The following is a 22,797-nucleotide window of genomic DNA, read 5'->3' as shown; positions in this document are numbered from 1 at the left end:
CTAGTTTAGTTCTAACTCTGGTATTAGGTCCAACTTTGTGGGGTCACCTTATTTCCCCAGTCGATTATTTTTGCTTTTATGCTAGCTTATTCATATGATAAGAAGCTATTTTTTCTTTTATTTCTTCTAATTTTGTATCTTCATTAATGTCAATTGCTATTTCAAAGGCAGATTCTACAAGTGGAGAGCCTGCTATTATGACTTTTTCCTTGAGATTTTCATCTAGCATATCATAAGCCATTTGGCAATTCATCATTGATGAACCAAGGTCAAAGAATACTACTAGGCCATCCTCGGCAAGTTCTGTCATTTTTTGGTTTATTTCTTCAAAGTTTGAGCCAAGTTCCCCGTCTTCTGTGCCGCCAGAATATTCTATTCTTACATTTGTTGCCATTTGGGAAATTAGTTCTGTAAGACCTTGGGCAAGCTTGTTGCTGTGACTTGTTATTAGAATATTAATCATTTAATTCTCCAAAAGCAGTTTTTATCATCAAATAAGAGCTTGCTGCACCTGGGTCTATATGACCAATGGATCTTTCTCCAACATAGGAAGCACGTCCCTTGTTTGCCTTATATTCGCTGGTTTTTTCCATTTTTTCTTTGGCAAGATCTATAATTTCTTTATAAGATTTGCCTTCGTTAAGTGCATCGGCAACTGGTTCTAGGACATCGACCATAGTTTTATCCAAAAGATTTGCCTTGCCTCTTTGTTTAACACCTTCAACTCCACTTTGGAAAGCTTTGTTTAAAACTTCGCGGTTGAAATCTTCTATATTATTTAATTCTTGAGCAAATTTCATGAAAAATGTTCCGTAAAGTGGGCCACTTGCTCCACCAACTTTGGAAATTAGGGTCATAGAAATTTTCATAAACAAAGATTTGTAATCGGAAAATTCGCCCTCAATAGCTTCTTTGGCAAAGCCAAAACCCTTTGCCATATTTACTCCGTGGTCTGCATCACCTATTGATCTATCAAGGTCTGTTAAATAATCTTTGTTTGCTATAATCTCATCTGAAACTTTGTTTAAAATTTCTTGTACTTTTTTTATTTCCATTATTTCCTCACTACGTGAACTTCTTGATCCAATAATTTTAATCTTTCTTCGTCAACTCTATATAGAGTGATTGAAAATCCAGCCATATCCATACTGGTCATGAAGTTTCCTATATAAGTTCTAGCAACTTTGATGCCCTTTTCTTTTAGATAATCTGCTAGGGAATTGTTTATTATATAAAGTTCCATTTCTGGTGTTGCGCCCATGCCGTTTACAAATACTGCATATTCGCTATCCTTATCTTCTATTTCTACTAGGAGTCTGTCAACCATTTCCTTAACGATTTCATCAGCAGATTTCATTTCTTCTTTTTGGATACCTTCTTCGCCGTGGATACCGATTCCCATTTCTATTTCGTTATCTGCTAAAGTAAAGCTTTCTTTGCCATCTGCTGGATTTATGCAAGGTTTTGTTGCCATGCCGATAGATTTGATATCTTTTACGATTTTTTCTGCCATTTCTTTGATTTCAGCTAGGCTTGCACCATTTTCTGCCATTGCGCCAAGAGTTTTGTGAACAAATAGTGTACCACAAACGCCACGTCTGTCTTCTTTTTTCTCAACAACTATATCGTCGTTAACAATGACATAATCAACGTCAATGCCTTCCATTTGAGCCATTTCTCCAGCCATTTCAAAGTTCATAACGTCGCCTTGGTAGTTTTTGATTACCATAAATACGCCCTTGCCTGAATTTGCTTTTTTGATAGCTTCTAAAACTTGGTCTGGAGTTGGAGATGTAAAGATATCGCCAGCTACAGCACAATCTAGCATTCCTTTGCCAACATAACCTGCGTGTGCTGGTTCATGACCTGAGCCACCACCAGAGATAAGACCAACTTTGCCAGCTACTGGCGCATCTATTCTTGCGATTACGTTGGTGTTTTCAAGTCTTACAATTTCCTTAGGATTTGCCTTTACAAGTCCATCTAGCATTTCATCTACGATATTTTGCGGATTGTTGATTAATTTTTTCATATTTTCTACCTTTCTAATCCTTTCTTAAATTTTCCGATTCCTCTGATAGATATATACCCAAAAAATCTTTTTCTAATAATTTATGATAATTGAAAAAACCTAGTAAAATAGTATATTTTACTTGAACTTTGAATATTATTGTCAGGATTTTTATCCTGAGTTTTTTATATATTTTGAAATTAAGAAAGGAAAATTTTTTGCAGAAATTTAAAATAAATTCTAGCTATAAGCCTAAAGGCGATCAGCCAGAGGCTATTGAAAAATTATCCCAAGGGCTAATTTCTGGCAAAAAACACCAAATTTTGCGAGGGGTTACAGGCTCTGGTAAAACTTTTACTATGGCAAATGTTATAGAAAAAGTCCAAAGACCGACCCTTATTTTGGCCCATAACAAGACTTTGGCCTACCAATTATTTACAGAATTTAAGGAATTTTTCCCAGATAATGCTGTGGAATATTTTGTTTCCTATTACGATTACTACCAGCCTGAAGCTTATGTTGCTGCAACTGATACTTATATTGCCAAGGATTCTTCAATCAACGATGAGATTGATAAGATGCGACATTCTGCAACTATGGCGCTTTTTGAAAGAAAAGATGTAATAATTGTGGCAAGTGTTTCTTGTATCTATGGTTTGGGAGATCCGATCGATTACAAAAAACTTGTGGTAAGCCTTCGCCCTAACCAAGAAATCGCTCCAGAAGAAGTTATGAGAAAGCTAATCGATGTTCAATATGTGAGAAATGATATTGATTTTGATCGAGGAACTTTTAGAAGACGTGGGGATATTTTGGATATTTTTCCAGCTGGTTTTGACCAAAAAGCTATAAGAATTGAATTTTTTGGAGATGAAATAGAAGAAATTTCCGAATTTGACTCATTAACTGGCAAAGTTACGGCAAAACTAAGCCATGCTTATATTTATCCGGCAAGTCACTATGCCACAACTAGCGAAAAAACCGAAAAAGCTATTATAACCATAGAAGAAGAGCTTGCTGAGCGCTTAGATGAATTAAATAGGGAAAATAAACTTCTCGAAGCTCAAAGACTTGAGCAAAGAACTCGCTATGATATAGAAATGCTAAAAGAAATTGGATTTTGCTCTGGAATAGAGAATTATTCAAGGCACCTTAGTCAAAGAGCGCCAGGATCCAGGCCTTACACACTAATAGATTATTTTCCAAAAGATTTTTTGCTAATGGTCGATGAAAGCCATGTTTCAATTCCGCAAGTTGGTGGAATGTATGAGGGAGATAGGAGTCGTAAGCAAAATTTGGTTGATTATGGTTTTAGACTTCCATCAGCTCTTGATAATAGACCATTAAAATTTGCTGAATTTGAAAGTTTAATTAATCAAGCAATTTATGTTTCAGCAACACCAGGACCTTATGAAATGGAAAAAACCAAGGGTCAAATGGTCGATCAAATCATACGACCAACTGGACTTTTGGATCCAAAAGTAGAAGTTCGTCCAACAGAAAATCAGATTGACGATTTGATGAATGAAATTTATAAGACGACAGAAAAAGGCGATAGGACCCTTGTTACAACACTTACTAAGAAAATGGCAGAGGATTTGACAACTTATCTTACCCAAAATGGTATCAAGGTAAAATATTTACACTCTGATATAAAAACCATCGAAAGAAGTGAAATTATTAGAGAGCTTAGACTTGGAGAATTTGATGTATTAGTTGGAATCAACCTCTTGCGTGAGGGTCTTGACATACCAGAAGTAAGTTTTATTGCAATTCTTGATGCAGATAAGGAAGGATTTTTGCGAAGTGAAAGATCTCTAATCCAAACCATAGGAAGAGCTGCAAGAAATTCTGAGGGACATGTAATTCTTTATGGAGATAGCATTACAGGCTCTATGAAAGTTGCAATGGATGAAACGAAACGCAGACGTGAAATTCAGACGGAATTTAACAAGAAACACAATATTATCCCAACTACAATTAGAAAAAATATCGGCCAGATGATTCAAGTTACAAAGAAATTGGAAGATAACGACATTGAAGAATTTACAGCTGATGATATAGATACAATTATTATAAATCTCGAAGCGCAAATGTATAAGGCGGCTGAGGAATTGGACTTTGAAAGAGCTGCCAATATTCGCGATCAGATAAAGAAAATGAAGGAAAATTTCCCAGGAGTATAAATTGACAGAACATGATATAGTTATAAAAGGTGCAAGAACCAACAACCTAAAAAATATCGACCTAAGATTGCCAAGGGATAAAATGATTGTTTTTACAGGACTTTCCGGAAGTGGGAAGTCCACTTTAGCCTTTGATACAATTTATGCAGAAGGACAAAGGCGCTATGTAGAAAGCCTATCATCCTATGCCAGACAATTTTTAGGAAATCTTGATAAGGCAGATTGTGATTCTATAGAAGGACTTTCACCTTCCATATCAATCGATCAAAAAACAACCAACAGAAACCCAAGGTCAACTGTGGCGACAGTTACAGAAATTTACGATTATTATAGGCTTCTCTTTGCAAGAATTGGAGATGCTTATTGTCCAGTTTGTGGCAAAAAAATCGAGGCCCAATCCATAGACCAGATGGTCGATAGGGTTTTGGAATTGCCAGAAAAAACAAGAATACAAATACTTTCTCCAGTAATTCGTGAGAAAAAAGGAACACACAAAAAAGCTTTGGCAAATATCCAAAAACAAGGCTTTGTAAGAGTTCTTGTAGATGGAGAAATTCATAATTTGGAAGATGAAATAGAGCTTTCCAAAACAAAAAAGCACGACATTTCAATAATTGTCGATAGAATCGTAGTAAAAGAAAATATCAACACTAGACTTTCAGATTCCATAGAAACTGCCCTAAATCTTTCCGATGGACTTGTAATAATCGATATAATAGACGGTGGAGAAATCCTAATGAGCAGCAAACTTGCTTGTCCTGATGGCCATATGTCTTTGCCAGAAATAAGCCCAAATATGTTTTCTTTTAACGCTCCTTTGGGTATGTGTCCAGATTGTAATGGACTTGGTTTTCATCTACAAATCGACAAAGATTTGATAATCCCAGATAAAAATTTATCCATCAACCAAGGAGCAATAGAACCTTATGCTTCTGCAGGCAAAGGAACATACTACAATGAAGTTATAAATGCCATAGCAAAAACTTACGATTTTTCACTTGATGAACCTATCAAAAATGCACCGAAAAAGATGATCGATGAGATTCTTTATGGGACAAAAAAAGAAATTACCTTTGTCTTTGACAGTCATTTTTCCGGCAGAAAAAGATACACTGCCAAATTTGAAGGAGTTTTAAAAAATCTCCACGACAGATACCAAAGAAGCAATTCAGAAGATGTAAGGAAAAAATTTAGATTATATATGAGCGAGGAAGAATGTCAAACTTGCCATGGCGATAGGCTAAAGCCAGAAGTTTTGGCTATCAAAGTTACCGATACCAATATTTCCGAACTTACAAGCTTATCTGTAGAAAAATCCTTAGAATTTTTTGAAAATCTAAAACTTTCACCAATGAAAGCTCAAATTGCAGAGCTTATTGTAAATGAAATCAAGGCAAGGCTTAAATTTTTAAATGATGTTGGACTTTCCTATTTGTCATTAAATCGTAAAGCCTCAACCTTATCAGGTGGAGAAAGTCAAAGAATAAGGCTAGCTACACAAATAGGCTCAGGTCTTGTGGGAGTTTGCTATGTCCTTGATGAACCGTCAATTGGCCTTCACCAAAGAGATAATGACAAATTGATCAAATCTTTGAGAAATCTAACCGACATTGGAAATACCCTAATAATAGTAGAGCATGACGAAGATACCATTAGAGCTGCCGATTATTTGGTAGATATTGGGCCTTTGGCAGGTATCCACGGTGGTGAAATTGTGGCAAAGGGAAGTGTCGATGATTTAATAAATTGCAAAAATTCCATAACTGGAGATTATTTATCCGGCAGGAAAAAAATTGTCTTACCTCAAAAAAGACGAACAAGCGATGATTTTATAGAGATCAAGGGAGCTAGAGAAAATAATCTAAAAGGAATCGATGTAAAAATTCCCCTTGGAGTCCTAACATCTGTAACTGGAGTTTCTGGCTCTGGCAAATCCTCACTTATTAATGAAATTTTATATAAAACCGTAACCAAAAAATTAAACAAAACAAAAATAAGACCAGGAAAACACGATGATATCTTAGGCCTTGAAAAAATCGATAAAATAATAGCTATCGACCAATCGCCAATAGGCAGAACTCCAAGGTCAAATCCTGCAACTTACACCAAAGTTTTTGACCATATTAGAGATGTTTTTGCCATGACCAACGAAGCAAAAATGCGTGGCTATGCCAAAGGAAGATTTTCTTTTAATGTCAAGGGTGGCCGTTGTGAAGCTTGCTCTGGTGATGGTACAATCAAAGTAGACATGATGTTTTTGCCAGATGTATATGTGCCATGCGAAGTTTGCCATGGCAAGCGTTACAACAGAGAAACTCTTGAGGTAAAATATAAGGGCAAGGATATTTCTGAAGTTTTGGATATGACTGTCGAAGAAGGCTTAGAATTTTTTGAAAATCATCCGCCAATAGTTAGAAAATTGCAAAGCTTATACGATGTTGGACTTGGTTATATCAAAATTGGCCAACCGTCAACCGAATTATCTGGAGGAGAAGCTCAAAGGGTAAAACTTGCAACAGAACTTTCAAAAGTCGGAACAGGGCAAACACTTTATATATTAGATGAGCCAACCACAGGTCTTCACATGGCAGATGTCCACAAACTAATCGATGTCCTAAATCGTTTGGTCGATCAAAATAACACAGTAGTTGTAATTGAGCATAATCTTGATGTGATAAAAGTTTCGGATAATATAATTGACCTTGGTCCAGAAGGAGGAGATGGCGGGGGCAACTTAGTAGCTTTTGGCACTCCTGAAGAAGTATCCAAAAACAAAAATTCATATACAGGCAAATATTTAAAGAAAATATTAAAAAAATAGGAGAAAAATATGGGATTAGAAGATAAAAGAGATAATAAAATTGATACAAGCAAAAATGGCAGACCAGTAAGTTTTTCTTTTGGTGATGGCAATGATTTATTAATTGATTTGCCAAATGAAATTCCAGGGCTAAAAGATGTAAACTTAGACAAGCTAACAGAAGATGACGCCAAAGATCTAATTGCAAAATTAAATGCCAATTCAAAAGAAATAGACGACTTGCTAAAATCGGTGGGAATTGACGACATTTCAAAATTAATGAAAGAAGATTAGTAAAAATATAAGCTGACCCCACAAAGTTGGACCTAATACCAGAGTTAGAACTAAACTAGCTCTGGTATTTCTTTTTCCTTTCCTAGCCCTAGGGGTAGGAAATTTTTATGCTGCATTCTTCCTTCTGTATTCTATTGGTGATAAGTATCCTAATTTTTCTTTTACTCTTTCTTCGTTGTAATATTTTATGAATTCTTCAATTGTTTGTTCTAAGTGTTCATATGAGTAGAATTTTCTTCCGTAATATATTTCTTGTTTTAGTATTCCAAAGAAGTTTTCCATTGGCAAGTTTTGTCTAAGTCAGTTACCTTTTTGTGGATATAGATTGGGTGACTGCCTTTGTTTCTAGCCTTGATGTATATTGATTTGTTTGATATACCCAGCCTTGATCTGAGTGGAATATTCTTTTACTACTTTCATTTTGAATTCTGTGCTATATTTTGCCATTTAAAAACTGACCTCCTTTAGTTGGCTTTTTAGTCCAACTTTTTTTTGGGGAGGTCAGTTCACCTAGTCGGTCTGGTTTTTATTTATTAAGATATTCTTTATAGAAACTTAGGTCTTGGACTGTTTCGACAACTCCCTTGTAGACCCCATCCTTATCCCTTACTGCATAGTAGGAAATGGCAAAGTCCCTACCTTTTATATTTCTCACAAGTTTTAGAGAATCTTTACTTCCTGCCTTGAATTCTTTGATTAGGCCCCTTACAATCGGCTCAACCTGAGGTGGGTGGCAATAATAAACTTCCCTACCTAAGGATGATTCTGGTCTTTTAAAGACTTTTTTGCCCTTGTGGTCGTTGTAATAAGAACTTATGTCATTTTCGTCAACATAGGTTATTTCTATTTCTAAAGTATCAAGCATGGCCTCTAATTGGTCAACTCTCATCTTGCCCTTGGCAAAATCTATATATCCATCTGTGTACTCATTTATTTTTTTATTTTCCGCTTTTTTGTAGGAAACAAGGTCGTGGTCATAGTCACCAAGATCTTTGTAAAGAAGGTCAAAATCTTCATTGCTAATTGTTTCAAAGGCCAAAGGATAGAGTATATTTTCTTCCTTATAGGTCATCTCCACAGCTCTTTTTATGGTTTCTAGGGCCAGGTCTTTTTTATTAAGTTTCATAGCTTTTTTGAAATTCTTTGCTATATCAATATCCACTGCCCACATGACATCTGATGGGCCTGGTTTATTATATTTGGCCTTTAGGATTGGATAAATTAAGTCGCCTTTTTTCTTGTAATGGTTAAAGACCTTGTAGATATCTTCTCCTAGGTCCTGGTCATTTTCTAGGGACTTTTTTACATTTTCAAGTATTTCTTTGATTTTATCATTTTCCTTGGCAAAATAATCCAAAAATGAACCTTCCTCGTAGGTAGAAGGATTTTTCTCACTTTCTGTCTCACCATGGAATAAGGCAGAATGAACATCACAGAGTTTTCTTACCTGATCCTTATCCATACCAGATTCCAAGAGTTCTTCTTCGGCATCCATGATTTCTGAAGAAGAAACGCCCTCAAAACTTTTCTTAAAATCAGCCCTCACATATTCCAAATCTTCACCGGATGACAATCTATGAAGGTAGGATTTAATTAATTTTTTCCTCTCCAAAACTTCAGGATTTTCTGATGAGTCATACAAGTCATATCCAAGATCCCCTAGGTTTTTTTCATAATCTTTTATCCCCATCATCTTTGCCCCACGCTTAAGAGACATTTTCTTTCCTAAACTTTTTACCATGAGAGGATTATCAAGGCCAGTAAAACCAAGTCCAATGAGGTCTTTTTTTAATTTGTCATTATCTTTTATTAGGTCATAGATGACCTTGTTTATATCTATTTTCATACTATCACTCCTTATTATAATTATACGGCATAAGATAATGATAATCAGTAACATTTGTTACAAAAATAAAAATTTAGAAAAAAACTGATCTCATTTAGTTAGTTTTTTGGTCTAACTTTTGAGGGTCAGTTCAGTTCACTTAGGCAGTCTTTTCTTATATCAAAAATTAATTATTGACAAGTACACTTGGCATATGTATAATTAAATTACCAAGTATACTTGTCAAAAAGGAGAAAAATATGGATAGAGAAGAGATACTGGCAAAAAGCAGGAAAGATTATAAGAAAAATGATGAATATCTGCTAGATGCACTGACAAAAGCAGGTAAGATGTCAAGTCAAGTAGGTCTACTAGTAACTGCTATTATAGTGGCTGGAGATCAATTCTTTTTCAATAAATATAATTTTGCTGGCCAAGCCATATACTTTGCTATAATGGGAACTATGATTCTAGTCAGATACAAATATATCAAAGAAAATAAAGATCTAGTTTTGGGAATAATCTTTGCCCTAGGAGCAATACTTAGTCTTATCGCACATTTTATGAGTTTTAACTAATAAAAGGTCTAGTTATGAATGAAGAATTAGTACTAAAAAATAGACTAAAAGAAGTAAGAAAGGCAAAGGACTATTCCCAACAAAAGCTAGCCGATGAAGTTGGTGTTTCTAGAAACACTATTAGTTCAATAGAAACTGGTCAGTTTAACCCAACTGCCAAGCTAGCTTTGATTTTGTGCATAGCCTTAGATGAAAAATTTGAAGATTTATTTTACTTTTAGCAATGTTGTATGCTGACAAATTATGGTAAAATTGAAAGCGAAAGTATTAATTATTAACTATGAAATATAAAGGAGTAAAGCTATGATTGAGATAAAAAACGTATCCAAATCTTTTGGCGAAGTCAAGGCTTTGGATGATGTATCCTTTGAAGTTGAAAAAGGAGATGTTTTTGGTCTTATAGGTCAAAATGGAGCGGGGAAATCTACTCTTTTTAGGTGTATGATGAACTTTTTTGACGATTATAAGGGCGAAATTTTATACGAAAATGAGCCAATAGCAAAAACCCCCCTAGAAAAAATCGGATTTTTGCCAGAAGAAAGATCACTTTCACCAAAAAAGACCATAGAAGAAGAAATAAGATATTTTGCAAGACTTAACCAAATGGAAAATTTGGACAAAGATGAGCTTCAAAGATGGTTTGATAGATTTGAAATTAAGGGAAAACTTACTGATAAAATCAAATCTCTATCAAAAGGTAACCAACAAAAAACTCAACTTTTAGCTGCAATTATCTATAAACCAGAATTTGTAATCCTAGATGAACCATTATCTGGACTTGACCCTTACAATATCAGACTTTTAGAAGATATAATTAAAGAATTAAACGCTATGGGAATGACTATCTTATTTTCATCTCATAATATGGAAAATATCGAAAGCTTGTGCAACAAACTTGTCATGCTTAAAAATGGCAAGGTAGTTTTAAATGGAAGTCCAAACGAGGTTAGAAATTCTTTTGCCAGGGAAAAAGTAATCATTGAGACAGATAAGGATATATCTTCAATAATTGAGGGAAAGGTCAAAGCCTACAAAAAAATAGGAAATATTTGGCAAATAGAATTATTTGATGAAGAAGATTCCAAAGATTTATTTAAAGAAATTGCGGATAAATGTGGCTTTGTTTATCAATTTAACCAACAAGCGCCAAGTTTAAACGAAATTTTTGCAAAGGTGGTGGAAAGCGATGAATAGAATGAAAATTGTTGCAAGAGAGACTTTCCTTAGACAAATAAAATCGGGAACTTTTTGGTTTATGGTTTTATTTCCAATTATAATGATGGCAATTTCTCTTTTGATAGGATATTTTACAGGTTCTTCAAGTGGGGAAATGGCAATAGTTACCGATGATAATCTTAAAGCATATTTTGAAGATAATCCTAACTATGACTTTAAAATTACAAGCGAAGAAGAGCTAAAGAAATTATTGGACGATAAGGAAGTATCTTCTTATGCAAAGGTAAGAGAAGAAGATGGAATTGTTGTGGCAGATTATTTTGAAGGCAAGGCTTCTATGAGCGAGAAAGTCATCCTACAAACAACTTTAGGTCAAATTCAAAATGGCATTAATATGAAAAATGCAAATCTAAAAGAAGATCAAGTTAAATCTTTGGCAAAAAGCCCTGTAATTAATCAAATTGCAGATAAGAATCAGGACAATAAATTCTTGGGAATGGCGATTTATTTTGTTTTTCTAATTTTAATGTATATGATAACTCTAACCTTTATCAATGTGATATTAACAGAAACAGCCACAGAAAAAGGCACAAAGATGATAGAATTTATTTTCTCATCAGTTAGGCCTGGAGATTATTTTGAAGGCAAAATTCTTGGGAATTTCGGGGCAGTTCTTGTACAAATTGCAATTTATATAATAATGGGAACTATAGGATTCAACATAGCAAAAGCTTATGGTATACTTGATGGTCTGCCTTTAGATTTTTCTGTAAATGCAAATTCTCTTGCCATTTTTGCTGAGATTATAGTATTGTTTTTGCTAGGAATCTTCTTATTTTTAGTTGTCGCTGGAATGCTTGGCTCATTTGCAACAAAAATTGAAGATGCTGGAAAGATGGGCATGCCTTTAACAATGGGCATTGTCATAATGTTTTTCTTGGCAATGACTTTGATGAACAAGGGAGATGTGATCATTTCAAAGATCCTCTCATATCTTCCATTTGCATCGACATTCTTTATGCCATTAAGGCTTTTAAATGGTTATGCAAATTTACTTTCAGGAATAATTGCCATAGCAATACTTCTTGTAGCCATCTTTTTATTCTATAAATTTGGAGAGAAAGTTTACAAGAAAAATATCCTAAACTATTCAACTGAAGGATTTTTCTTCAAAAAGAAAAAATAATATTAAAAGTAATTCCCCCAATTTTTTTAAATTGAGGGAATTTTATTGCTTTCTATATTAATCAAAAAATATAACCATGGATATTTGTATAACTATAGCTGCGATAATTGGAATCCAACTTTTTTCCCAATTGCCTGTTTGATAGCCAAGCATTATAACAAGTCCAATTGCTAAAACCCAAAGAATTCCTGACGCTTTTGCCAATCTATTATCCTTTATTTGCTCTTTTGGATTTCTGTATTTTAATAGATCTTGATAAGCTGAGTTTTTGACCATAGTATGACTTATTATATAGGCTCCTAGGCTTATTATGAAAAGAAAAATACTTGTCAATATATCATCATTAATTTTATTTTCAAAAATCATTATTATTAGTGGAGAAAGAATAAAGATTGCTATTGAAATTATTACATTTCTACTAACAATGGGCTTATATTCATCCATATTTTTGTTAATCACTCCTTCAATTCCATAGGAAAAATCATAAGGTTCTTTTTCTATAAAGTCATATTTTTGTGAGCTAAACCCCGAAATAAGGAAAAGTCCGACTGCTAAAGCGACAAAACTTAGAGTTAAAATACTTCCTATTGGATTATTTAACAAAGTGCTTGGGATAGGTGATGATACCAAAAGAGAAATAGCTAATCCTACATTAACAGCAATCTTATCATAGATTTTAAGATAGTCGTTTAACATTTCACTATCAATCGTTTTGACATTACTTTCACTTACACTATCTTCTACTATAATATCCTCCATTCCTAATTTGTCATTTAATAGAAAATCCGTGCTAACTCCAAAAATTTGAGAAAGCTTCACTATCTTATCCAAATCAGGCATGGCCATAGTGGATTCCCACTTAGAAACAGATTGACGACTAACTCCTATTTTTGCTGCCAAATCTTCTTGGGTCATTGATTCTTTTTTTCTTAAATTAATAATTTTATCTGCTAAAATCATAAAATCCTCCTTAATTTCTCATCTATATTCTATGAAAAAATGCCCTGTCATTCCACCAATTTGATTAGGAAATTTGTCAACTACCAGTTGCATTATTGTAATTTTAGCTGTTTTTTTGCAAACTATCTATAAATCATATACCCCAAAATATATATTTGGTATAATAATAAAAAGATAAGAATTTATGGGAAAATTTTTCTTTACAAAAGTTTTTAAATTTTGAAAGTTAGAAATATAAGAGAAATTATTTGATTAAGAAAGAGATAATTAAAAGGAGAATTAATGAAATTTACCAAAATACCAATATCTGACAAAAAATACCTAAATTACATTTTTTTAGAAACTTTAGTTTCTGGAAAAGAAGTAACTACTATGTTTGATACAAGAGGCAATAGCCTTTTAAAACAGTCAATTGCAGATACTATTGATGTCAAATATATTGATGAAAAATATATAGACGAGAAAAGAAAATGGAGAAGAGCGAGGGTAAATTTAAGACTTGGAGACCTTGAAATTGGATCGGCTCCAGTAATTGTAGCAAGCGATGAAAGTTTTAATTTAATGGCTGATCCTTTGGGCAATAAATTTCCAGCTGATATGATTTTGGGTTGGAATATAATAAGCCAGCTTTGCTTTAGGGGAGATCTTAGAATAGGAGATTTTCAAGTTCAAATTGACGATTTTAGGGAAAGTAAGGCCAAAGATAAGCCAAATTCTCTAGTTATAAATGTTGAATTTGAAGGAGAAAGAATGCTTGCAAGCCTTGATACATCAAGACCTATTACTTGTGTTAAAAAAGAAATATTTGATAAAGTAATTGCAAAAGATGAAAAAGATAAAACGCTCGATATGTTGGATCTGGGAAATGAAAATTTAACCTTAAGAACTCCTTTGAAAGTAAAAATAGATCAAGATGAAATTTTCTTATCAAAGGTAGAAGTTAATCCAAATATCAAAGAAAATGACGTAAATATAATTTTTGGAGTAGATTTATTGACAAATTCAACCTGGGCAATGTATAACCCAATGAGATATATAAGAGTAAAAAGATAAAGCTAGTTGCTAGCTTTTCTTTTTTTATATTTTATAAAGTGTATTATATTATATATTAGTAAATTTTATAGTAGTAAAGAAGATAGGAGAGATAATGAGCGATATAAGTATTAAAAATTTATCTTTTGCTTATGAAGAAGGCGGTAAGCTAATTCTTAGTGATATTACAACAGAAATTAATTCTGGAGAATTTGTCTGCATTTTAGGACAATCTGGTTGTGGCAAAAGCACCTTGCTAAGATGGACTGCAGATTAATAAATGAACATTCAAAAAGGTGGTTAGCTAATTTTGCCAACCACCATTTTTTTATTTATTCGAATAAATTCAAATAATCTCCATATCCTTCTTTTTCCAAATCTTTCTTTGGGATAAATCTTATGGAAGCTCCATTTATGCAATAGCGTAGGCCTCCTAATTCTTTTGGCCCATCTGGGAAAACATGACCTAAGTGGCTTTTGGCAAGCTTACTTTTTACTTCGGTTCTTCTCATGCCATGGCTTAGGTCTAAATTTTCTTCTAGTTCGCTACCTTCGATTACTTTTGCAAAACTTGGCCAACCACAACCTGCGTTAAATTTATCAAGGCTAGAAAAAAGTGGCTCGCCAGAAACTATATCAACATAAATTCCATCTTCATAAAAATCGTCATAGCTTGATGAGAATGGTCTTTCGGTTTTTGAATTTTGTGTTACTTCATAGGATAATTCGCTTAAATTTTCTCTTAAATACTCATCGCTTGGTTTTTTATACATATTTTCTCCTTTGTTTTTATTTATTGTACTTCTTTTTTGAGAAAAATATTTGACTTTAATTTTATCGATAGTACACTATAAATGTGATTAGCAATTGGCACCTGCGAGTGCTAAATATTAGTTAAGGAGATTAAAATGCAATTAAAACCTATTGGAGATAGAGTAGTTATAAAAAAAGCTGAAGCAGAAAAGACAACTCAATCTGGTATAGTTTTGCCAGAATCAGCTCAAGAAAAACCACAATATGCAGAAGTTATTGCAATTAGTGAAGATATTTTAAATGACGATAAGAAAAAAGATTCTCTAAACGTTGGAGATAAGGTTATTTATTCTCAATATGCAGGAACAAGCGTAAAGCTTGATGATGTTGAGTATATGGTTGTAAAATATATTGATATTTTGGCAGTTGTAAGATAAGGAAAGGAATTTTAAATGGCTAAAGATATTTATTATGGAAAAGATGCACGTGATGGTTTAGAACGTGGAATTGATAAATTAGCAAATGCAGTAAAGGTAACTCTTGGACCAAAGGGACGTAATGTAGTTTTGGACAAATCTTACGGAGCACCAACTATAACAAATGATGGCGTAACAATCGCCCAAGAGATTGAACTTGAAGATAGATTTGAAAATATGGGAGCTCAACTTGTAAAAGAAGTGGCAACCAAAACAAATGATGTTGCAGGAGATGGTACTACAACAGCTACAGTTCTTGCTCAAGCTATCATCAAAGAAGGCCTAAAAAACTTAGCGGCTGGAGCAAATCCAATTGTACTAAACAAAGGTCTAAAAAAAGCAACTGAAGTAGTAGTTGACTACATCAAAGAAAATTCTCACGACATTGTTGACAAACATTCAATCGAAAATGTTGGAACAATTTCATCTTCAGATCCAGAAATCGGTAAATTTATAGCAGATGCTATGGAAAAAGTTGGAAATGACGGAGTAATAACAGTTGAAGAATCAAAAACAACTGACACTCACCTAGATGTTGTTGAAGGAATGCAATTTGACAAGGGATATTTATCCCCATATATGGCAACAGACAATGAAAAAATGGTAGCAGAATTAGAAGATCCATATATCTTAATAACAGATAAGAAGATTTCTAATATCCAAGACCTATTGCCATTACTAGAACAAATCGTTCAAGCAAGTCGTCCACTATTGATAATTGCTGAAGATGTTGAAGGCGAAGCTTTAACAACCTTAATCCTAAACAAACTTCGTGGAACTTTCAATGTAGTTGCAGTAAAAGCTCCAGGGTACGGCGATAGAAGAAAAGCAATGCTTGAAGATATAGCAATCCTTACAGGAGCAAAAGTAATTTCTGAAGAATTAAATATGGATTTAAAAGAAACAGAAATAGAAATGCTTGGCTCTGCTAAAAAAGTAAAAGTTGACAAAGACAATACAACAATAGTAGAAGGCAAGGGAGATAAAAAAGCTCTAGAAGAAAGAGTTTCCCTAATTCGTCAACAAATAGAAAAAGAAGATAGTCAATACGAAAAAGAAAAACTACAAGAAAGAGTAGCAAAACTTGCAGGTGGAGTAGCAGTAATAAATGTTGGAGCTGCAACCGAAACAGAAATGCAAGAAAAGAAATACAGAATCGAAGATGCTCTATCAGCAACAAGAGCTGCAGTAGAAGAAGGAATAGTTGCAGGTGGTGGAGTAGTACTAATCGGCGCAATAGAAAAAGTAAAAGAAGTAAAAGAAAAACTACTTGGAGATGAAAAAACAGGAGCAGCAATAATAGAAAAAGCTCTTGAAGCTCCACTAAGACAAATAGTAGAAAATGCTGGAATGGACGGATCAGTAATAGTACAAAATGTAAAAGAATCCGGCAAAGACGAAGGCTACGATGCCTACAACGACAAATACGTAAATATGTTTGAAGCAGGAATAGTAGAACCAACAAAAGTAACAAGATCAGCCCTACAAAACGCAGTAAGCGTATCAGCATTACTACTAACAACAGAAGCAGCAGTAGCAGACATACCAAAAGAAGAACCACCAATGCCTCAAGGCATGCCTGGTATGTATTAAAACTAGCCCGTACGAAAACCCGCTTCTCTGAAGCTCATTCGTGCTCACGCACTAAGTTTTCGGGGTAAATATGTCAAATCAAGGCATCTTTACCTGGTCTTTGGAGGGACCTGTGCCCAAAAGGTACGGAACAGCCACAGTAGCGAAGTGACGAGGGCCAAAGCCAAGTGGCGTTTAAGCGATACAAAATCGCCGATGGCTCAATTTTAAAGCCTTAAAGAGTTAATATAATCATGAATAAGTAAAAAATCATCAAGAAATAAACTTGATGATTTTTTTGTTTTTAGAAATTTAAGATTATTATCAAATTTTTTAACAAATTTTTAATATAAAATCTGGTCGGGGTGAAAGGATTTGAACCTTCGACCTCTTGTTCCCGAAACAAGTGCGCTACCAAACTGCGCTACACCCCGTCAATATTTATAATTATAGAGCTTTTTGTCTTATAAATCAAATCTATACACTTTTTCACATAAAAATATAAATTATTGTAATGAAATTAAGTTATTTGTGAAAAAGATTGTAATTTTTTAGCTTTAGTGTTAATATAAGCTTGTAATACTATTGGAAATCTAACAAGTAGAATATTTCTAGGAAAGTAAAGGAGTTTATTATGGACGTTTATGAAAAAGCACTAGAAAAACACAAACAATGGCAAGGAAAGATCGCAACAGAAATTAAAGCAGAAGTTAGAAATGCAGAAGATTTGACCTATGCTTATACACCAGGAGTTGCCCAACCTTGTAGAGAAATTGCAAAAGACGAAGAAAAAGCTTACGAATATACATCAAAAGCTAACACAATTGCAGTTATTTCTGATGGTTCAGCAGTTTTAGGTCTTGGTAATATTGGCGCAAAGGCAGCAATGCCAGTTATGGAAGGAAAAGCTGTCTTATTTAAAGCTTTTGGTAATGTTAATGCAGTTCCGATAGTTCTTGATACTCAAGATGCTGATGAAATAATCCAAACAGTTAAAAATATAGCACCAACTTTTGGTGGAATCAATCTTGAAGATATTTCTTCACCAAGATGTGTTTATATAGAAGATAAATTAAAAGAAATGCTTGATATTCCAGTATTTCACGATGACCAACACGGTACAGCAATTGTTACAGTTGCAGCTTTAATCAACGCATTAAAATTAGTCAATAAAAAACCAGAAGATATCAAACTTGTAGTTTCTGGAGCAGGCGCAGCTGGATTTTCTTGTGCCAAATTAATAAGAGATTTGGGAGTAAAAAATATCATAGTTTGCGATTCACACGGCGCAATTAGTGACACTATGTTAAGCTCTGGAAATCCAGTAAAAGCAAAAATCGCCGAAATGTTTAACCCAGAAAACTTCACAGGCTCATTAAAAGAAGCCATAGTAGGAGCTGATGTTTTTGTTGGTGTTTCTGCTCCAAATCTATTAGATGAAGATGATATCAAAAAAATGAACAAAGACGCTATAGTTTTTGCTATGGCAAATCCAGTTCCTGAAATAGATTATGACCTAGCTAAAAAAGCTGGCGCAAAAGTAGTTGCAACAGGAAGATCTGATTATCCAAACCAAATCAATAACGTTCTTGCATTTCCTGGAATTTTCAAAGGCGCTCTAGAAGCTCGTGCTCCACAAATTACTGACCAAATGAAAATGGCAGCATCAAAAGCTCTAGCAGCCTTTGTAGAAGATGATGAACTAAACGAAGATTATGTAATACCATCTGCTTTTGAAGAAGGGATCGCTGATGCAGTTGCTAAAGCTGTAAAAGAACTAAAATAACAAGAATTAATTAGAATAAATATAGGAAAACAAAGTCTAAAAAACTTTGTTTTTTTATTGACATTTAAAAAAGATAATGGTATATCTTATTTTAAGATAAATAATATATTCAACAAGAGAATAGAATGTATACGATAATATTTAAAATCAAAAATAGGAGATGGTTGATATGTATTCTTATCTATAATCAAAAATTAAATATTATCTAAAATTAGATAATTGTTGTAGCAAAACAAAAATTTTTAAAATTTTGGAGATTTATATGAAAAATAATATAAAATACTTTTTGTGTCTACTAATAATACTTATCTTACCTAAAGCAGCTTATGCACAGAATTGTCATGATGTAAAAATGAATTTTACTAATTCCAAAGGAGAAATTATAAATGTAGTTTCAAAAACTAATGATAAAAATTCACTAAGCCAAGCACAAATACAAGAACTTATAGATAGCAATAATTTAAGAGAAGGGGAAACCTTAACAATCTATGAAGTTAGTGATGGTAAGAATTCTGATTGTCAAAATAACTCCTCTAGAGAGATTGATAAATTCAATAATGTAAATTTAAATTTTTTAAGTGGATTTAAAAATAGAACTTATATTAATTCAAGCAAAGAAGTTGCACTTAACGATTACTTTATAACCTCTGCAGCAAAAGATCTAAATATAAAACTTTCGTCAACATATACGAGAACTGTCACAACAAGTATAATAGCTGGAACTGCTTTTGCAAAAGGAGATATAGGTGGTTCTATTACTGCAGAATACAAAGAAACTCAATCTTTTAAGGGGCCACCTGAGAATAGCTATTTTAATTCAAGAGAGTATAGAGTAAAGTTTTATGGCAATAAGGTATCATTTACTCAATATAAGATAAATAGTTCTAGTAACAAAGTTATTGATAAAAAAACAGATAAGGCTTTAATACCTACTCGTTTTTCAATGTATAGTATAGATCGTAGAATATAATATGAAAGAAAAAATGAAAATAATAATAAGTGTAATTATTGCAGTTTTATTTGTATATGGACTTTATATTATCTTTAATGCTGATCGTGGGATATTTGGTACTTGTAGTCTAGCAACAATAGCAGGTAGTATACTATCAATTTTTTCAGGTATATGGATAAGTATAGTTCTTTATTCTTTTTTCAAAAAAAGCAATGATAAATAAATTGAATAGTTAAATTAAAATGGTACAATAGTTAATAAGTTATAGGGCTGATTAAAATAATCGGCTCTTTTTATTTTAGAAAATAAAATAAATATTTTTAAAAAATAATTATATGGATCAGTGTTTTTGGTAAAATTAGAACCATAAATTGTAAACAAGTAAAAGTCATCGTAAAGATGAAACTAAAAGTTTTTTTCTTTAAACTTAAATAGATGTTGATGAAGTATAATATAGAATTATAGTAATTAATTTAGATGAGTTCTTTTTGGATTTTTATAGCAAGATTATTATAATAATTAATTTATTTTATATTTTATTAGGATAAAGGCGAATAAAGAGTTTTAATGAAAAAAGGATAATGCTTTAAACCAAATAATAAGTGAAGCTGATATTGTAAAGCTTTTGAGAAAATATTTTGATTTGAGGGGAAATGGATAAATTTGCTATATTATCTTCTGGATCAAGTGGAAATTGTATATTTTTGGAATATAAGAAAACAAAAATTCTAATTGATGCAGGATTTTCAGCTAAAAAAATTGAATATTTACTAGGAGAAATCGGCAAATCGCCAAAAGAATTAGATGCGATCTTTGTAACTCACGAGCATGCCGACCACTCAAAGGGTCTTGGAACTATGAGTCGCAGGCACAATTTGCCAATTTTTGCCAACCAGGGAACTTGGGAAGGTTTATTTAATAAATGTGGCAAGCTTAAAGAAGAAAATATTAGATTATTTGAATCCAACAAATTTTTAAGCTTTGGCTCAATGGATATTTATCCAATAAAAATCCACCACGATGCCAATGAGCCTGTTGGTTTTATCATTTACATAGGCAACAAAAAAATCACCATCCTAACTGATACGGGCATAGTCGATGAGAAAATGGCTTACGAAATAAAAGGCTCTGATATTTATTATATGGAGGCCAATCACGATTTGGAAGCCCTAAAAAGAGGACCATATCCTTATCCGCTAAAGCTTAGAGTTATGGGAAATATGGGCCATCTATCAAATGACCAATCCGCAGAAGCCTTGGCTGATGCCCTTGAAGGGAAAAATGAAAAAGTTTTTTTGGGTCACTTATCAGAAACCAACAACACTCCCGAACTATCAAGACTAACCGTTGATAATTACCTAAGAAGTCTAGGTCTTGATACCGACAAAGATATTTTGCTAGATGTTGCAGATAGGTACAAGCCTTCTGGAATAGTTGAACTATAAGGAAAATTAATGGAAATAAAAGAAATAGAAAGATCTATTATAAAAAAATATAGAAAAGAAATTTGGTCGCCTTTTATTAGAGCCATCAAGGAATTTAAATTAATTAATGACAATGATAAAATTGCGGTTGCAATTTCTGGTGGCAAGGATTCACTTTTGCTTGCAAAGGTCATTGAAGAACTTCACAAGCACTCCAAAGTAAATTTTGATGTGGTTTATATATGCATGGATCCAGGTTATAACAAGGAAAATCGCGACAAATTAGAAGAAAATCTAAAATATCTACATATAGATGGTAAAATTTATCAGACAGATATTTTTGAAATTTCAGAGCATATCACAAAAGGCGCTTATCCTTGCTATATGTGCGCACGAATGAGAAGGGGATCCCTTTATGCCAAGGCCAAAGAATTGGGAGCAAACAAAATCGCCCTTGGCCATCATATGAATGACGTCATAGAAACCACCATGCTAAATGTCCTCTATGCAGGAAATTTCAAGACCATGAAGCCAAAGCTAAAGGCGCAAAATTTTAGCGACATGGAACTAATTCGTCCCTTTTATTATGTAAGAGAAGAGGATATAATAAAATGGCGTGATTATGTAGGACTAACTGCCCTAAATTGTGCTTGCTCAGTTACAAAATCGCAAGAAGCCTACACAAGAAAAATGATAAAAAATATGATTAGCCAAATGAAAGAAGTAAATCCAGATGTTGAGAAATCAATATTAAGATCAGCAGAAAATGTAAATTGCGATATGGTCATTGGCTATCAATTAAAAGGAGTTAAACATTCATTTATGGAGGAATTTGATGATTGAATTTATAAAAGTATTGATTTTATCTATAGTTGAGGGCGTAACGGAATTTTTACCGATTTCTTCTACTGGCCATTTGATTTTGGTAAATCAATTTGTAAAATTAGAACCTCAGGAATTTTCCAATGCCTTTAATGTAATAATCCAATTGGGGGCAATTTTTTCTGTTGTAGTTTTGTATTTTAGAAGACTTAATCCTTGGGATTATGAAAAAACTTATAAATATTTTCCAAGAAATTACAAAAATCTTAACGGCCAATCTAAATTTTATTATAGACTTACTCATCCAGATAAAAGAACCATAGAACTTTGGAAAAGAGTAATTGTTGGAGTTTTGCCAGCAGGAATTTTGGGATTTTTATTTGACGACTTTATTGATGAGCATTTATTTAATCCTATGGTTGTAGCAACAATGCTTCTTCTTTGGGGTTTAATTATTATTTTTGTGGAAAAAAGAAACAAGAACAGAAATGCCTTTGTCCACGACAATATAGTAAATGTCCCATACAAAACTGTCCTAATGATCGGATTTTTCCAAGCTCTTGCTATGATTCCAGGAACAAGTAGATCTGCAGCAACTATCATGGGCGCAATGATTTTGGGTCTATCAAGAGAAGCTAGTGCAGAATTTTCATTTTTCCTAGCAATTCCAACAATGCTTGGAGCAACCTTGCTAAAAGTTATTAAAAACGTTCATGGATTTACAGGATCTCAATGGTTACTAATTGCAATAGGAATGATTTTAAGCTTTGTAGTTGCCTACATTGTCATTAAGAAATTCATGGAATACATTAGCAAACACGACTTCATTCCTTTTGGAATCTATAGAATAATTCTTTCTCTAATAGTATTTGGATATTTTGGATTGTCTTTATAAAAACTTTATAATCAATAAATATTAAGCTATGTTTTCTCATAGCTTTTTTTATTGATTTCTGTTGACATT

The 22,797-nt window shown here is 33.1% G+C and carries 23 protein-coding genes and 1 tRNA gene; 16 read left to right on the top strand and 8 right to left on the bottom strand.

Annotated features, from left to right (window positions below):
* Positions 1-76: 76 nt before the first annotated feature.
* The 3 genes from dhaM to dhaK are packed head-to-tail and all read right to left on the bottom strand — an operon-like array spanning position 77 to position 2,032.
* Positions 77-463 (bottom strand): dihydroxyacetone kinase phosphoryl donor subunit DhaM, encoded by a 387-nt coding sequence (gene dhaM, locus GAN53_RS06565; protein WP_151410235.1) that lies wholly within the window; start codon positions 461-463, stop codon positions 77-79.
* Positions 456-1,055 carry a dihydroxyacetone kinase subunit DhaL gene (gene dhaL, locus GAN53_RS06560; protein ID WP_151410232.1) on the bottom strand — a complete coding sequence of 200 codons (600 nt, stop codon included), beginning with the start codon at positions 1,053-1,055 and terminating at the stop codon, positions 456-458. Before dhaL ends, dhaM begins: the two co-directional genes overlap by 8 nt.
* Complete coding sequence (dhaK, locus tag GAN53_RS06555) at positions 1,055-2,032, bottom strand: dihydroxyacetone kinase subunit DhaK (protein ID WP_151410229.1); 978 nt, start codon at positions 2,030-2,032, stop codon at positions 1,055-1,057. Before dhaK ends, dhaL begins: the two co-directional genes overlap by 1 nt.
* A 197-nt stretch (positions 2,033-2,229) precedes the next feature.
* On the opposite strand from dhaK, the gene uvrB reads away from it, so the two are divergent.
* The 3 genes from uvrB to GAN53_RS06540 are packed head-to-tail and all read left to right on the top strand — an operon-like array spanning position 2,230 to position 7,291.
* Complete coding sequence (gene uvrB / locus GAN53_RS06550) at positions 2,230-4,197, top strand: excinuclease ABC subunit UvrB (protein ID WP_151410225.1); 1,968 nt, start codon at positions 2,230-2,232, stop codon at positions 4,195-4,197.
* Position 4,198: 1 nt separating this feature from the next.
* On the top strand, positions 4,199-7,018 hold the full coding sequence (gene uvrA / locus GAN53_RS06545; protein ID WP_151410223.1) for an excinuclease ABC subunit UvrA: 2,820 nt from the start codon (positions 4,199-4,201) through the stop codon (positions 7,016-7,018).
* Between the two features lie 9 nt (positions 7,019-7,027).
* On the top strand, positions 7,028-7,291 hold the full coding sequence (locus GAN53_RS06540; RefSeq protein ID WP_151410220.1) for a hypothetical protein: 264 nt from the start codon (positions 7,028-7,030) through the stop codon (positions 7,289-7,291).
* Positions 7,292-7,396: 105 nt separating this feature from the next.
* Here the strand turns inward: GAN53_RS06540 and GAN53_RS06535 are convergent, their stop codons facing one another.
* Positions 7,397-7,573, bottom strand: coding sequence for an IS3 family transposase (locus GAN53_RS06535; protein ID WP_151410217.1), 177 nt, complete (start codon positions 7,571-7,573; stop codon positions 7,397-7,399).
* A 244-nt stretch (positions 7,574-7,817) separates the two neighbouring features.
* Positions 7,818-9,137: a DUF438 domain-containing protein gene (locus tag GAN53_RS06530; RefSeq protein WP_151410214.1), complete on the bottom strand. Its 1,320-nt coding sequence runs from the start codon at positions 9,135-9,137 to the stop codon at positions 7,818-7,820.
* A gap of 239 nt (positions 9,138-9,376) precedes the next feature.
* On the opposite strand from GAN53_RS06530, the gene GAN53_RS06525 reads away from it, so the two are divergent.
* The 4 genes from GAN53_RS06525 (at position 9,377) to GAN53_RS06510 (ending at position 12,056) form a co-directional block, all read left to right on the top strand.
* Entirely contained in the window at positions 9,377-9,694 is a 318-nt protein-coding gene (locus GAN53_RS06525; RefSeq protein ID WP_151410211.1) for a DUF6442 family protein, read from the top strand.
* A gap of 14 nt (positions 9,695-9,708) precedes the next feature.
* Positions 9,709-9,915, top strand: coding sequence for a helix-turn-helix transcriptional regulator (locus GAN53_RS06520; protein WP_151410208.1), 207 nt, complete (start codon positions 9,709-9,711; stop codon positions 9,913-9,915).
* Positions 9,916-9,997: 82 nt separating this feature from the next.
* Positions 9,998-10,888 carry an ABC transporter ATP-binding protein gene (locus GAN53_RS06515; RefSeq protein ID WP_151410205.1) on the top strand — a complete coding sequence of 297 codons (891 nt, stop codon included), beginning with the start codon at positions 9,998-10,000 and terminating at the stop codon, positions 10,886-10,888.
* Complete coding sequence (locus GAN53_RS06510) at positions 10,881-12,056, top strand: ABC transporter permease (RefSeq protein ID WP_151410202.1); 1,176 nt, start codon at positions 10,881-10,883, stop codon at positions 12,054-12,056. Before GAN53_RS06515 ends, GAN53_RS06510 begins: the two co-directional genes overlap by 8 nt.
* A gap of 57 nt (positions 12,057-12,113) precedes the next feature.
* On the opposite strand, the gene GAN53_RS06505 is transcribed toward GAN53_RS06510, so the two are convergent.
* Entirely contained in the window at positions 12,114-13,016 is a 903-nt protein-coding gene (locus GAN53_RS06505; protein ID WP_151410200.1) for a helix-turn-helix domain-containing protein, read from the bottom strand.
* Positions 13,017-13,298: 282 nt separating this feature from the next.
* Here GAN53_RS06505 and GAN53_RS06500 point away from each other — a divergent pair, with 282 nt between their 5' ends.
* Both GAN53_RS06500 and GAN53_RS06495 read left to right on the top strand, forming a co-directional pair.
* Positions 13,299-14,069, top strand: coding sequence for a hypothetical protein (locus tag GAN53_RS06500; RefSeq protein WP_151410197.1), 771 nt, complete (start codon positions 13,299-13,301; stop codon positions 14,067-14,069).
* Between the two features lie 94 nt (positions 14,070-14,163).
* Positions 14,164-14,325, top strand: coding sequence for an ATP-binding cassette domain-containing protein (locus GAN53_RS06495; RefSeq protein ID WP_225791836.1), 162 nt, complete (start codon positions 14,164-14,166; stop codon positions 14,323-14,325).
* Positions 14,326-14,380: 55 nt separating this feature from the next.
* Here the strand turns inward: GAN53_RS06495 and msrB are convergent, their stop codons facing one another.
* Positions 14,381-14,821, bottom strand: coding sequence for a peptide-methionine (R)-S-oxide reductase MsrB (gene msrB, locus GAN53_RS06490; RefSeq protein ID WP_151410195.1), 441 nt, complete (start codon positions 14,819-14,821; stop codon positions 14,381-14,383).
* 135 nt (positions 14,822-14,956) lie between these two features.
* Here msrB and groES point away from each other — a divergent pair, with 135 nt between their 5' ends.
* On the top strand, positions 14,957-15,238 hold the full coding sequence (groES, locus tag GAN53_RS06485; RefSeq protein ID WP_151410192.1) for a co-chaperone GroES: 282 nt from the start codon (positions 14,957-14,959) through the stop codon (positions 15,236-15,238).
* A gap of 15 nt (positions 15,239-15,253) precedes the next feature.
* Positions 15,254-16,870, top strand: coding sequence for a chaperonin GroEL (gene groL, locus GAN53_RS06480; RefSeq protein WP_151410189.1), 1,617 nt, complete (start codon positions 15,254-15,256; stop codon positions 16,868-16,870).
* A gap of 336 nt (positions 16,871-17,206) precedes the next feature.
* Here groL and GAN53_RS06475 read toward each other — a convergent pair.
* Positions 17,207-17,283 (bottom strand) — tRNA-Pro (locus tag GAN53_RS06475).
* 200 nt (positions 17,284-17,483) lie between these two features.
* Between GAN53_RS06475 and GAN53_RS06470 the strand changes: the two genes are divergently transcribed.
* The 5 genes from GAN53_RS06470 to GAN53_RS06450 all read left to right on the top strand — a co-directional run bounded on the left by GAN53_RS06470 (position 17,484) and on the right by GAN53_RS06450 (position 22,728).
* On the top strand, positions 17,484-18,635 hold the full coding sequence (locus tag GAN53_RS06470) for an NADP-dependent malic enzyme (RefSeq protein WP_151410186.1): 1,152 nt from the start codon (positions 17,484-17,486) through the stop codon (positions 18,633-18,635).
* A 262-nt stretch (positions 18,636-18,897) separates the two neighbouring features.
* The gene (locus GAN53_RS06465; protein ID WP_151410183.1) at positions 18,898-19,605 is read left to right on the top strand and encodes a hypothetical protein; all 708 of its coding nucleotides are present in this window, start codon (positions 18,898-18,900) and stop codon (positions 19,603-19,605) included.
* Between the two features lie 635 nt (positions 19,606-20,240).
* The gene (locus tag GAN53_RS06460; RefSeq protein WP_151410179.1) at positions 20,241-21,032 is read left to right on the top strand and encodes an MBL fold metallo-hydrolase; all 792 of its coding nucleotides are present in this window, start codon (positions 20,241-20,243) and stop codon (positions 21,030-21,032) included.
* 9 nt (positions 21,033-21,041) lie between these two features.
* Positions 21,042-21,854, top strand: coding sequence for a tRNA 2-thiocytidine biosynthesis TtcA family protein (locus GAN53_RS06455; protein WP_151410176.1), 813 nt, complete (start codon positions 21,042-21,044; stop codon positions 21,852-21,854).
* A complete protein-coding gene (locus GAN53_RS06450; RefSeq protein ID WP_412835127.1) occupies positions 21,847-22,728 on the top strand; it encodes an undecaprenyl-diphosphate phosphatase in 882 nt (293 codons plus the stop codon). Before GAN53_RS06455 ends, GAN53_RS06450 begins: the two co-directional genes overlap by 8 nt.
* The last annotated feature ends 69 nt before the right edge of the window (positions 22,729-22,797 follow it).

Origin of the sequence: Anaerococcus sp. Marseille-P9784 (genome assembly GCF_902500265.1) — a bacterium.
GTDB lineage: Bacteria > Bacillota > Clostridia > Tissierellales > Peptoniphilaceae > Anaerococcus.
This window is presented reverse-complemented; position numbering and strand designations above follow the sequence as displayed.